The 12457-nt window shown below is 73.4% G+C and carries 9 protein-coding genes; 6 read left to right on the top strand and 3 right to left on the bottom strand.

All coding sequences use genetic code 11. The features are described 5' to 3' along the window. Positions 1–195 precede the first annotated feature (195 nt). Positions 196–3531: a DUF4132 domain-containing protein gene (locus ACQEV1_RS19450; protein WP_433395011.1), complete on the bottom strand. Its 3336-nt coding sequence runs from the start codon at positions 3529–3531 to the stop codon at positions 196–198. A gap of 158 nt (positions 3532–3689) precedes the next feature. Here ACQEV1_RS19450 and ACQEV1_RS19455 point away from each other — a divergent pair, with 158 nt between their 5' ends. Continuing rightward, complete coding sequence (locus ACQEV1_RS19455) at positions 3690–4862, top strand: CaiB/BaiF CoA transferase family protein (protein WP_433395013.1); 1173 nt, start codon at positions 3690–3692, stop codon at positions 4860–4862. Here ACQEV1_RS19455 and ACQEV1_RS19460 read toward each other — a convergent pair. After that, the gene (locus ACQEV1_RS19460; RefSeq protein WP_433395015.1) at positions 4859–5755 is read right to left on the bottom strand and encodes an oxidoreductase; all 897 of its coding nucleotides are present in this window, start codon (positions 5753–5755) and stop codon (positions 4859–4861) included. The genes ACQEV1_RS19455 and ACQEV1_RS19460 overlap by 4 nt on opposite strands. A 201-nt stretch (positions 5756–5956) precedes the next feature. Between ACQEV1_RS19460 and ACQEV1_RS19465 the strand changes: the two genes are divergently transcribed. Then, positions 5957–7330 carry an APC family permease gene (locus ACQEV1_RS19465; RefSeq protein WP_285616892.1) on the top strand — a complete coding sequence of 458 codons (1374 nt, stop codon included), beginning with the start codon at positions 5957–5959 and terminating at the stop codon, positions 7328–7330. Here the strand turns inward: ACQEV1_RS19465 and ACQEV1_RS19470 are convergent. Further along, entirely contained in the window at positions 7266–8060 is a 795-nt protein-coding gene (locus ACQEV1_RS19470; protein ID WP_285616891.1) for a carbon-nitrogen hydrolase family protein, read from the bottom strand. The two genes, ACQEV1_RS19465 and ACQEV1_RS19470, sit on opposite strands and share 65 nt — an antisense overlap. A gap of 221 nt (positions 8061–8281) precedes the next feature. Here ACQEV1_RS19470 and ACQEV1_RS19475 point away from each other — a divergent pair, with 221 nt between their 5' ends. From ACQEV1_RS19475 to ACQEV1_RS19490, 4 genes are all read left to right on the top strand, one after another. After that, the gene (locus tag ACQEV1_RS19475) at positions 8282–9454 is read left to right on the top strand and encodes a pyridoxal phosphate-dependent aminotransferase (protein WP_433395018.1); all 1173 of its coding nucleotides are present in this window, start codon (positions 8282–8284) and stop codon (positions 9452–9454) included. A gap of 106 nt (positions 9455–9560) precedes the next feature. Continuing rightward, positions 9561–10508, top strand: a complete 948-nt coding sequence (locus tag ACQEV1_RS19480; protein WP_285616890.1) for a carbamate kinase — start codon at positions 9561–9563, stop codon at positions 10506–10508. 11 nt (positions 10509–10519) lie between these two features. Then, positions 10520–11626, top strand: coding sequence for a ring-opening amidohydrolase (locus tag ACQEV1_RS19485; protein WP_433395021.1), 1107 nt, complete (start codon positions 10520–10522; stop codon positions 11624–11626). A gap of 178 nt (positions 11627–11804) precedes the next feature. Beyond that, a complete protein-coding gene (locus ACQEV1_RS19490) occupies positions 11805–12443 on the top strand; it encodes an SseB family protein (RefSeq protein ID WP_433395023.1) in 639 nt (212 codons plus the stop codon). Positions 12444–12457: the final 14 nt, after the last annotated feature.

Here is a 12457-nt window from a genome sequence, read left to right on the forward strand (position 1 = left end):
CAGCGCGCCCAGGCATCGCCCGCGCGCGCCGCCGCCCGGGGCCACCGGGCTGGTGGCGGCGACTCCGCCTTCGCGGACGGGCGGCGGCGGCCCCCCGGCACGGCGCCGACCGGACGCGTCGCGGTCGGCCGGATGCCCGCGCCGGGCGCTTGCGGCGACCCACCCGGCCCGTCACCGCCGGCCCGTCACCGCCGGTCACACGGTCGGTGGCGCTGTCTCCACGAACGCTTCGGTCAGGTTCGCGAGGGTTTCGGAGATGATCGCCGGGTCCAGGGCGTCGAAGGCGGGGCCGTCGCGGTCCGGCCGGGGGTCGTCGGGCCGGCCGGCGAGCCGGACGTGCAGGACCTTCTGCTCGGGGTCGTCGATGCCGGCCCCGGCCACGATGCCCGGATCGAGACCGATCACCAGGTGACGGCCCGCCCCCATCTCCCGCGAGATCCAGCGCGTGACGCCGCGGTCCTGCGGCTCTCCCCGTTCCCAGCCGCGCCGGATCAGGCGCAGTACACCGCGGATCGGCATCGTGCGTCCCTCGAAGCGTTCCAGCCGGCCGCTCGGCCGCTCGTCCTCGGTCAGGGTGTGCACGGTCCGGCCGAGCTGGGGGAAGGGCTGCAGGATCTCGTAGTCGGCGAACAGTTCGGACCAGGCCGCCAGGTCGCGGCCGAGGTCGACCGGGTGCGCGATGTGGACCACGGCCGACTCGGGCAGGTCCAGCGCGCCGTCGGTGATGCCGGCGAGGGTGCGGTCCTCGGCGATCCGGAACGCCGTCGCCCGGTCTCCGTCCGAGGCGACCCATACCAGCCTGCGGGTGATGTGCCAGGTCAGCGGGTGTGCGACGAACAGGTCCCGGAATTCGGCGAGCGTCCAGCGGCGCCGGGTCACCATGGCGCTCTCGAGCCGGCGGACCTGATCGCCGGCGACCGTGCGGACGTCCTTCCTGAGCCCGGTGAACCTCCGGTACTCCGCCTCGGCGCGCTCGGGGTCGTCCTTCGCCCCGGGTCTCGGCAGTGTCTTGCGCCGTCTGCCGTGCTCGTCGGTGACGTACGGGCGGAGCTGTTCGTCGAAGCCGGCGACGAACCGCCGCGGTCCGTAGTCGAGGAGGAGAGTCCCGTCGGGGTCGAGCCCGAAGTCCGGCACCAGCCGGTCGGCGAGCCGCTCGGGTGTCAGCCCCAGCCGCGCGGCGACCTCATCGATCCGTGCCCGGGCCCGCGCCTTGAGCGCCGGGAACCGCACCTTCCGCGCGATTCCGTCCAGGTGCATCAGCGCGACGTCGGTGCCGATCTCGCCGAGCACGTCCAGGCCCTTGACCGCCTTGGCATGCCCGCCCTCGCCCGGCCAGGCCCGGATCACCGGCGCGAGCCGCCGCACCGTCTCGTCGTCGCCGAGCCAGCCGAGCTGCGTCAGCGCCCAGCCGTCCCGGGCCGGCGCGCCGGCCGCCTGCCAGCCGCGGAACAGCACCCAGGAGAACTCCGCCAGGGAGGCCGGGTCGCAGGCCTCGCGGACCGGCCCGATCCCCGGGTACATCGCGCCGGGCTTCGACAGCGCGAGCATGGTCAGGAGGTGGGCGGTCGCCTCGCGCGGCAGCGCCCGCGTGCGGTCGCGCAGCCGGACCTGCGGGAGCAACGCGGACTCGGCCCACCGCCCGATCGCCGGCATCCGGTCCGGGAGGAGCTCCGTCGGATCGATCGCCAGGAACCGTTCGATCGCGCGCGCGGCCTCGTCGCCGGACACGCGCGCGGCCGTCACGACCGCGTCGGCGCCGTGCTCGGACGCGAGGTGGCGAAGGGCGCCCTCGGCGTCCTCACGCCGCTGCCCGGGCTCGCCGAGCGCGGCCGGCACGAGGTACGGCACGGCGTCCGTGCCGTGCCGTCCGAACCAGCCGACGGCGGTCGCGCGCACCGACGCCGGCCGGGCCAGCCAGCCGGCCGCCAGCAGCGCGGCCTCGGCGTCCAGGAACGGCAGGAGAACGGCGGCGGCTCCGGACGGGTTCGTCCGGGCGGCGTACAGCGCGAGGGGGAGGGCGTCGAGCTCGAACCGCGCCACGACGGCCGGCATCCACGTCGCCGCCCCCGCGAGCCGCCCGGGTCGCCAGGTCCCGACCAGCGGCCGCAGCGACTCCTCCGGGCCCCATAGGAACAGCGCGGGGTCGCGGTCGGTCCTCGTTCCGGCCCGGTACTCCTCGATGGCCTTGATCGCGATCTCGCGTCGCTGATACCCGTAGGTGGCCGGCTCGGCTCCCGCCCACCGCTCCCGCTCGCCGTCGGCCCAGGTCACCGCCTGCCGGGCGGGCGGCGTCAGCCCGGCGACGACGGTGGGCTCCGGCGGCGTGAGCCTCCGGGACCACGGCGGCGTGAGCAGCACCGGCGGGAGGGCGTCGGCCGGGGCGTCCGGCACCCGCGTGTTCGCCGCCCCGAGCGAATCGATGACGGCACGGACGCCGGGCGGCAGATCCGGCAGCGCGGCCGCCGTACGCGCCGGAGCGGCCAGCAGGTGCCCGGCCAGCAGCTCGCGGGCGAGTTCGGCGGCACGCGACGACCCGCGGGTCGCGGGGGCGAGCAGGCGCATCGCGCGGATCGGGAAGCGTTTCATCGCGCCGAGCAGCGCGGGCTGGACGTACTTGCGGCCGAGGCGGTCCACCAGGGCCTGGAACGCCTCGTCCGACGGCAGCAGGGCGAGCGCGCCGAGCATCGTGCGGGTCTCGGGCACCGACAGGTCCTGGTCCAGGGCATCGGTGAGCAGCGGCGCCATCGCCGCACCGAGCCCGTCGACCATGGTGGCGACGACGCCCGTGGGGAAGTCCCACCATCGCGGCGGCACCCGGTCGCCGAGTGCGGCGAGCTGGTCCGCCGAGCTCAGGGCGAGCAGCGGCATCCACCGGAGCGGATCGTCCGGAGGGGCGGCGCAGCACTCGTCCACCCAGTCGCGCCGGTCCGGTACCAGGTAGGAGACGACGGCCCGTTGCGCGGGGTCGCGCCGGCAGCCCGCGAGCCGCTCCACGGCCTCCGCGTGAACCTCGTCGTCGGCGGCGGCCAGCCGGGTGCGGAGCCGGCGCGACGCGTACTCGTCGCGCCACCAGGCGCGCGTGTGCGCGCCGTGACGTGAGGCGGCGACCACCCGGGCCGGCCCGTTGCCGGGGATCCCGTCGACGGCGGCGGAACCGAACTCGGCGTACGCGCAGGCGGCGAACGGCAGACCATGGTCGATGACCCAGCCTTCGGTGTTCCCCCAGGCGACCCCGCCGACGCTCCGGTGCACCCTGACCGACGCGACCACCGCCGCACCCGGCGGGTTCGGGGAGCCGTGAAGATGGGCGAGCCCCCGATCGGCCAGCTCGGGATCGGATCCCGGGTCGCGGAGCACCCGCTCGATCTCGGCGCGGTCCTCCGGTGAGAGGGGTCGGCCCCGCGAGGGCTCGCCCACCGCGGCGATCGACGAATCGCCCCGCCGCGGATGCCGACGCGCTCTCCACGCGGCCGGAAGGGTCAGGGCGTCTTCGCCGGGCCGTCGGGAGCCGGCGGTGGATCGGACGTTCACGTCGGCACACCGTAGGGCAGCACCCCGACGAATCGCGGCACATCCCTGGAAATGATCGTTACGGGCCCCGGGAGCAGTGAGGCGCGTCACAGCGGCCTTCCCGAGGGCGGCGTTCATACTGCCGGTAGGCATTCACCCGATCACGGAGGCGTCATCTGATGAACGGTCCACTCGACGGCATCGTGGTGCTCGACCTCACCCGCGTCCTGTCCGGGCCGCACGCGACGATGATGCTCGCCGACCTCGGCGCGCGGGTGATCAAGGTCGAGCAGCCGGGCACCGGCGACGAGACGCGCCAGTGGGGCCCGCCGTTCGCCACCGCGCCCGGGCGGGAGGACGTGGACCCCGGCGTCAGCACGTACTTCCTGTCCTGCAACCGGAACAAGGAGTCGATCACCCTCGACCTGAAGTCCGAGGAGGGCAAGGAGACGCTCACCCGCCTGATCCGGCACGCCGACGTCCTCGCCGAGAACTTCCGTACCGGCGTCCTGGACCGGCTCGGGTTCTCCTTCGAGCGGATGCACGAGATCAACCCGGCCCTGGTCATCCTCTCGATCTCCGGGTTCGGGCACGACGGGCCGGAGGGCGGGCGGCCCGGCTACGACGCGATCGTGCAGGGCGAGGCCGGGATCATGAGCGTCACCGGGCCCGCGCCGGACCAGCCGACCAAGATGGGCCTGTCGATCTGCGACATCCTCGCCGGGGTGAACGGCGCGTACGGCATCGTCGCCGCGCTGTACGAGCGGACCCGTACCGGGCGCGGCCGGGTGGTCCGCACCTCCCTGCTCGCCTCCGTCGTGGGCGCGCACGCCTACCAGGCCACCCGGTGGACGGTCGCGGGCGAAGTGCCGCGGGCGATCGGCAACGACCACCCCTCGATCGCCCCGTACGGCAGCTACCGGTGCGCCGACGGCCTGATCCAGGTGGGCGTCGCGAACCAGGGGCTGTGGAGGAGGTTCGCGCCGGTCGTGGCGATCGACCCGGACGATCCGCGCTTCACGACCGGCGCCGACCGGTCCCGTAACCGCGGTGAGCTGGGCGTCCTGATCGAGAAGGCGCTGGCGACCGGAACGCGGGAGCACTGGCTGGCCCGGCTCACCGAGGCCGGCGTCCCCGCCGGGGCGATCCGCTCCATCGACGAGGTCTACGAGTGGGACCAGACCCGGTCGCAGGGGCTCGTCGTCGACGTGGAGCATCCCGAGCTCGGCCGCATCGAGCTGCCCGGCCCGTCGCTGCGCTTCGAGGGGACGCCGCCGCGAGAGCACACCGCCCCTCCGACGCTGGGCCAGCACACCGACGACGTCCTCGCCTGGTTGGACGAGGTGGACTAGCCGGGTCCATCGCTGGCGGCCGCGAGGAGTGGCACCACCAGATCGCTGATCGGCGTCGGGATGCCGTGGGCCCGTCCGCGGCGCCGCACGACACCGTTGCGGGTGTCCCATTCGAGCGGCCGGCCGGCTTCACGGTCGGCGAGGATGGAGGTGCCCATATCGGCCGGGTAGGCCTGGAGGCCGTCCACGATCTCTTGCGCCACCTCGTCGCTCAGTGCCGCGCCCTCGGCTCGGGCGACCTCCAGGCACTCCCGTAGATAGGCCAGAGACAGCTCGGCGATATCGGCTCTGGCGAACATGCCGGTGCGGCGGCCCGTGAGGACCATCAATCCGGCGACCGCGTTCTGCAGCAGCTTGCGCCACGCCACAGACGTGAAGTCCGTGGCCAGGTCGACCGAGCACCGAGTGCCGCGCAAAGCCTCGAGCACCACACGGGACGCCGGCGCGTCCGGCAGGGTGAGGCGCGCCTCGCCGCGCAACCACACAGAACCGTCGGGCTGCGCCTGGGCGGGGAACCACACGACCGAGGGGATGACGCGGGCGCCGGAGAGGTGAGACGCGACGATCGACCCTTGCTCGACGCCGTTCTGCAGAACACAGACAACGGTGTCCGCGCCGCACAATGCCGTCAACCAGGGTGCCGCCGCCTCGACCTGCGTCGACTTGACGGCAAGGAGAACAAGGTCGACCGCTCCGCCGGCCTGTGCCGGGTCGATCCGCACAGGCCCCGGCACGATGACGCGACCCTCGCCCACGTGCAGCTCAAGGCGTTCACGCGCTGTGCGGCCACAGATCCTCGGTGTACGGCCGACCTCGTGCAGGGCCGCCGCCACGGTCGTGCCGATCGCCCCCGGACCCACGACTGCGACGGTTGGACTCATCGACATCATCATCTCCCTTGAGCGTCCCGGCCGTCCTGGACGGCCACCGTACGGTCCCGAGTGTCACCATGTGCCCCAGGGTGTGCCCGCAGACCCGCCGGCCCCGCCTCCACACCGCAGCCGGTCCACCGATGACGTCCACACTCTGAGGGAGCAGGTAGATTCCTGACCTGCGCTTTTGTCTCGGATCGGGGGATTTGGATGGAGCCGCAGGTGCTCCGCCGCAGCCTGTCGTCGCGTGACCTGATCGTCTACGGGCTGTTGTTCATCGGGCCGCTCGCGCCGGTGGGCGTCTTCGGCGTCCTCGACGCCAGAAGCCACGGTTCCGTCGCCCTCGTCTACCTGGTGGCGACGCTCGCGATGGCGTTCACCGCGGTGTCGTACGCCCAGATGTCACGGAAGGTGCCGCAGGCCGGATCGGTGTACGCCTACGCGGGCATCGGCATCGGGCGGCCCGCCGGGTTCGCGGCCGGCTGGCTGGCGATGCTGGACTACCTGCTGATCCCCGCGGTCGGCTATCTGTTCTGCGGCATCGCGCTGCACTCGCTGGTGCCCTCGGTGCCGGCCTGGGTGTTCACCGCGCTCGCGTTCGTCTCGACCACGCTGCTCAACCTCTTCGGCGTGCGACTGGCCGCACGGGTGGGCTTCGTGGTGCTCGTGGTCGAGATCGTGCTGCTGGCGGTGTTCGTCGTCGCGGCGATCGTGGTGCTGATCATGGACGGTCCCGCCCGGCCGTGGACCTCACCCGCCCTCGGCGTCGGCGGCACGACCACGGCCGCGGTGATGGGCGCGGTCTCGGTGGCGGTGCTGTCCTTCCTCGGCTTCGACGCGATCGCCTCGTTCGCCGAGGAGAACACCGGCGACGAGCGCCAGGTCGGGCGGGCGGTGCTGTTCTGCCTGGGCGTCGCCGGCCTGCTGTTCGTCGTGCAGACCTACCTCGCCGGGCTGCTCATGCCGGTGAGCCCGCACCACCTCGCCCAGGCGCCGGCCGAGCAGGGCACCGCGTTCTACACGATGACCCGGACGGCGGTCGGCGTGTGGATGCAGCGGGCCTTCGCCGTGGTCAAGGGCGTCGGCCCGGCGTTCACGGCGATGGCGGCCGTGGCCGCGGCGTCCCGCCTGCTGTACGGCATGGCGCGCGACCGCGGCCTGCCGAAGGCGCTGGCGTCGGTGGACCCCCGCTCGCGGGTTCCGCGCGCCGCCCTGCTGACCACGGCCGCGGTCAGCCTGGTCGTGTCGGTGTGGGCGGCCCGCCGCGCGGACGGTCTGGACGTGCTCGTGTCGATCGTCAACATGGGCGCCCTGGCCGCCTTCACCCTCCTGCACGTCTCGGTGGTCGGCTACTACGTCATCCGCCGGGGCAGCCGCCGGTGGATCCCGCACCTGGTGGTCCCGGCCCTCGGCGCCGCGGTGTCGATCTGGATCATGGTCTCGGCGACCACGCCGGCCAAGCTCGTCGCCGCCGCCTGGCTGGTGGTGGGCGCCGTCGTCTACGTCGCCGGCGGCCGGACGAGGACCTCCCTCAGCCCAGCAGGTCGGGACGCCGGTGGGACAGAGACGGGAGCACCTTCCGTACCTGGTCGGTGACGCTCAGGTCGATCTCGGCGAGCCGTACGGACGGGGACGGGCCCAGGTCCGCCTGGACCACGCCCATCGGGTCCACCAGCATGCTCCGGCCCACGCCGCCCGGACGCCCCCGCGGCGGGGCGTTACGGTCCGGGGCCTTGCCCACGGCCGCGACCCACGTGGTGTTCTCGATCGCGCGGGCGCGGACCATCGTCACCCAGTGCTCCTCCTTGAACGGTCCCTGCGCCCAGGCCGCGATCACCGCGAACATCTCCGCGCCCGCGTCCACCAGCGCCCGCGCCAGCTCGGGGAAGCGCACGTCGTAGCAGGTGATCAGGCCGATCCGCGTGCCGCACAGCTCCACCACCACCGGCGCGTCGCCGGGATCGACGAACTCCGACTCGCGGTCGTGGAAGGCGTCGAACAGATGGATCTTGCGGTAGGAGCCCACGAGCTCGCCGGACGCGTCGAGGGCCACCGCGGTGTTGTACACCCGGCCCGGTGACGCCGGCTCGAACACGCCCGCGATCACCGCGGTGCCGTGCTCACGCGCCGCCTCGGCCAGGCCCGTCACCCACGGGCCGTCGAGCGGCTCGGCGATCGAGGCCAGGTCGCCGCCGAAGCGGACCAGCGCCGCCTCCGGGAGGATCGCCAGGTCCGCGTCCGCCGCGGAGGCCAGGGCCTCGCGGGCGCGTTCGAGGTTCTCCTTCGGGTCGTCGCCGATCGTGATCTGGCACAGCGCCACTCGCATCGCGGACTCCTTTCCTGGAGGAGAATCGGCGCCGCGCGCCGGCTCGGTGCTCACTCCTGCTCACTGGTCGCTCGCCCTCCTCACTCGCTCCGCGGCCGGACTCGTCCCTCGCCCGGCCACTCCACTCGCTACGTCGGGCTCGCTCCTGCTCGCTCCACTGTGGCACAGACCGGGCGTAGCGCCCGTGGGGTCGTCCTGTCCGCGTTGTTACCCTGAGCCGCGTGACGGTCAACATCGATCCGCTGGTCGCCCGGATGCGGGGCTTCGGCACCACCGTGTTCGCCGAGATGACCGCCCTGGCGGTCCGTACCGGAGCGGTCAACCTCGGCCAGGGGTTCCCCGACACCGACGGTCCGGCCAAGCTGCTGGAGACCGCCGTCGAGGCGATCCGCGGCGGCGCGAACCAGTACCCGCCCGGCCCCGGCGTGCCCGAGCTCAGGGAGGCCGTCGCCGCCCAGCGGTCCGGCCGTTACGGCCTGACCTACGACCCCGCGGACGAGGTGCTCGTCACCGTCGGCGCGACCGAGGCCATCGCCTCGACGCTCCTGGCCCTCTGCGAGACCGGCGACGAGGTCGTCGTGTTCGAGCCGTACTACGACTCCTACGCCGCGATCATCGCGCTGGCCGGAGCCGTGCGCCGTCCGGTCACGCTGCGGCCCGACGGCGACCGGTTCACCTTCGACCCCGCCGAGCTGCGCGCCGCCGTCACCCCGCGCACCCGGCTGATCCTGCTCAACTCCCCGCACAACCCGACCGGCACCGTGTTCTCCCGCGCGGAACTGGAGATCATCGCGGACCTGTGCCGCGAGCACGACCTCGTGGCCGTCACCGACGAGGTGTACGAGTACCTGACCTTCGACGGTTCCGAGCACGTGCCGATCGCCACGCTGCCCGGCATGCGCGAGCGCACGGTGGCGATCTCCTCGGCCGGCAAGACGTTCTCGGTCACCGGCTGGAAGACCGGCTGGATCACCGCGCCGCCGCGGTTCGTCCGCGCCGTGCAGACCGTCAAGCAGCACCTGACCTTCACCTGCAGCGCCCCGTACCAGCGGGCGGTCGCGTACGGGCTGGGCGCCGAGCTGGAGTGGGTCGAGGCGCAGCGGACCGCCCTGCAGTCCAAGCGCGACCGGCTCACCGCCGGCATCCAGGCGGCCGGGCTGACCCCGCTGTACACCCAGGGCACGTACTTCGTCCAGGCCGACATCCGCCCGCTCGGCTTCACCGAAGGGCTGGAGTTCTGCCGGGTGCTGCACGAGCGGGCCGGCATCGTCGCCATCCCCAGCCAGGTGTTCTACGACTCCGGCGCCGGCGACCCGTACGTCCGGTTCGCCTTCTGCAAGCGCGACGAGGTCATCGACGACGCCGCCGCGCGCCTTCCCCGCGTGGCCCCCTGAACACCGGGGGAGCGGCCCCGTACGCTCACACCTGACAAAGGAGGCGCGCTCGCTGGGCATACTCTGCCCATGAGCACACCACAGGTCAGAGACTAGGTTCGCCTTCGTGACCACCGCGAACGGCGAGCGCGTCGTCATCGCCCTCGGCGGCAACGCGATGACGGGACCGGACGGCGACGCCACGCCGGACGCCCAACTGTGCGCCGTGGAGGCGGCCGTCGGGCCGGTCGCGGACCTGGTCGCCGGGGGCGCGCAGGTCGTGCTGACCCACGGCAACGGGCCCCAGGTCGGCAACCTGCTGATCAAGAACCAGCTGGCCGCCCACGTGGTGCCGCCCGTGCCCCTCGACTGGTGCGGCGCGCAGACCCAGGCGACCATCGGCGTCCTCCTGCTCAACGCGCTGGACCGCGCCCTGGCCGCGCGCGGCGCGAACCGGCCGGTGGCCGTCGTGGCGACCCGCACCCTCGTGGACGCCGCCGATCCGGGCTTCGACGCCCCGGCCAAGCCGGTCGGCCGCTACTTCTCCGCCCACGAGGCCGAGCGGGGCCGCGCGCACGGCGAGGTCTGGCGGTCGTTCGGCGACCGGGGCTGGCGCCGGGTCGTCGCCTCGCCGGAACCCCAGGAGATCATCGACGCGCCCGCCGTGGACGCCCTGCTCGCGGCCGGGTTCATCGTCGTGGCGGCCGGGGGCGGCGGCGTCCCGGTGGTACGCGCCGACGGCGGCTTCCGCGGGGTCGAGGCGGTCATCGACAAGGACCTCGCCGCACAGTTGCTGGCCCGCCACGTCTCCGCCACGACCATGGTCATCGCCACGAACGTCGAGTACGCCATGACCGGGTACGGCACCCCGGACCAGCGGCCCATCCGGCGTACGACGCCCGCCCGGCTGCGGGCGTACGCGGCGGAGGGGGAGTTCGCCGGGGGCAGCATGGGCCCGAAGGTCGAGGCGGCGGTGCGCTTCGTCGAGACGGGCGGGAAACGGGCGGCGATCACTTCGCTGGAGCACATCGGCGACGCCGCGGACGGCAAGGCCGGAACAGTCATCGAGTTGTGAAGGGTGAGGACATGCCGGACCCGATTGAGATACGCAAGGTCGCCATCGAGAGCGTCACGGACGCGTCGGGGCTGGCCCGGCTGATCGACGACGGTGTGATCGAGGCCGATCGCGTCCTCGCCGTGATCGGCAAGACCGAGGGCAACGGCGGCGTCAACGACTACACGCGCATCCTCGCCGACCGGGCGTTCCGCGAGGTGCTCGTCGCCCGGGGCACGCGTACGCCGGAGGAGGTCGCCCAGGTGCCGCTCGTGTGGTCCGGCGGTACGGACGGGGTGCTCAGCCCGCACGCGACGATCTTCGCGACCGTCGACCCGTCCTCGGCGCCGGCGACCGACGAGCCCCGCGTCTCCGTCGGCGTCGCCATGAGCGAGGTGATCCTGCCCGAGGACATCGGCCGCCCCGCCATGGTGGAGAAGGTCGCCGGCGGCGTGCGCGACGCCATGAAGGCGGCCGGCATCCAGGACGCCGCCGACGTCCACTACGTGCAGACCAAGACGCCCCTGCTCACCCTCGACACGATCAACGACGCCAAGCGGCGCGGCCACGACGTCGTCACCGAGGACACCCTGAAGTCCATGGACATCTCCAACTCCACGACCGCGCTCGGCATCGCCGTCGCCCTCGGGGAGATCGAGATGCCGGAGGCGGAGCAAATACACAAGGACCTGTCGCTGTACTCCTCGGTCGCCTCCTGCTCCTCCGGAGTGGAGCTCGACCGGGCCCAGATCGTCGTGGTCGGCAACGTCCGGGGCATCGGCGGCCGCTACCGCATCGGCCACAGCGTGATGCGGGACGCCCTGGACGCCGACGGCATCTGGGCCGCGATCCGCTCATCAGGCATCGACCTGCCCGAACGCCCCCACCACGACGACCTGGACGGCCGGCTCGTCAACGTGTTCCTCAAGTGCGAGGCGGACCCGAGCGGGTCGGTGCGCGGCCGCCGCAACATCATGCTCGACGACTCCGACGTGCACTGGCACCGCCAGATCAAGGCGTGCGTCGGCGGTGTCACCGCGTCGGTGACGGGCGACCCGGCCGCGTTCGTCTCGGTGGCCGCCGTCCACCAGGGCCCCTCGGGCGGAGGCCCGGTCGCGGCGATCGCCGACCTCGGCTGATCCGGGGCCGTCCCGCCAGGCCGTCGCCCCGTGCGCGGTGCTCGTGGGACGGCCCTCACACCGGTCCTCGCACCGGCCATCCGCGCCAGGCCGGAGCGACCGGATCCATAGGCCTATACGCTGGTCTGTCGTGTCCGAAAGAACCATTCCTCAGCCCGAATTCCCCGACGATGACGGCATGGCACCCGCCAAGCTGGAGGCGGCGCTGCGCGCCTACTCCGGTGGGCACGGAGAGCACGCCGTCCTCGCCGCCCTCGCCGGATCACGCCTGTTCGTCCCCGTGGTCGCCGTCCTGACCGAGGATGAGACGGTGGACGGACTGCGCCGTGAGAAGGAGAGCGAGATGGCGCTGCCGACGCTCGTCGGCGACGACGGACGGCGCGGCGTGCTGGCCTTCACCTCGGCCGAGAGCCTCGCCCGCTGGCAGGCGGACGCGCGCCCCGTCGCGGTGCGCATCGCCCAGGCGTGCCAGGCCGCCCTCGACGAGGGCGCCGACGCCGTGGTCATCGACGTGGCGGGCCCGGTGCCGTACGCCATCGAGGGCCCGAGGCTGCGCGTCCTCGCCGAGGGCGGCACGATCACCGCCCCGCACGAGGACCCGGACGTCCTGGCCGCCGTCCAGGAGGCCGCCGGCGGGCTGCCGGGGATCACCGGCATCCAGGTACGGCCCGGGACGCAGAGCGACCTGGCGATCCGGCTGCGTCTCGCCCAGGACGCCGACGAGCAGGTGGTGCTGCGCGCGGCCGCCGACCGCCTGTCCGAACGCCTGAGCGGCCGCATCGCCGGAGGCCTCGAACTCGGCGTGGTCTTCTCCTGACGCTCGGCCCCGCC

The organism is Actinoallomurus sp. CA-142502, assembly GCF_050936355.1.
GTDB classification, from domain to species: Bacteria; Actinomycetota; Actinomycetes; order Streptosporangiales; family Streptosporangiaceae; genus Actinoallomurus; species Actinoallomurus iriomotensis.

Coding starts and splice junctions, on each gene's coding strand:
- ACQEV1_RS19455 (WP_433395013.1), top strand. CDS start 3,690: ATGAACGGTCCACTCGACGGCATCGTGGTGCTCGACCTCACCCGCGTC.
- ACQEV1_RS19460 (WP_433395015.1), bottom strand. CDS start 5,755: ATGATGATGTCGATGAGTCCAACCGTCGCAGTCGTGGGTCCGGGGGCG.
- ACQEV1_RS19470 (WP_285616891.1), bottom strand. CDS start 8,060: ATGCGAGTGGCGCTGTGCCAGATCACGATCGGCGACGACCCGAAGGAG.
- ACQEV1_RS19485 (WP_433395021.1), top strand. CDS start 10,520: ATGCCGGACCCGATTGAGATACGCAAGGTCGCCATCGAGAGCGTCACG.
- ACQEV1_RS19490 (WP_433395023.1), top strand. CDS start 11,805: ATGGCACCCGCCAAGCTGGAGGCGGCGCTGCGCGCCTACTCCGGTGGG.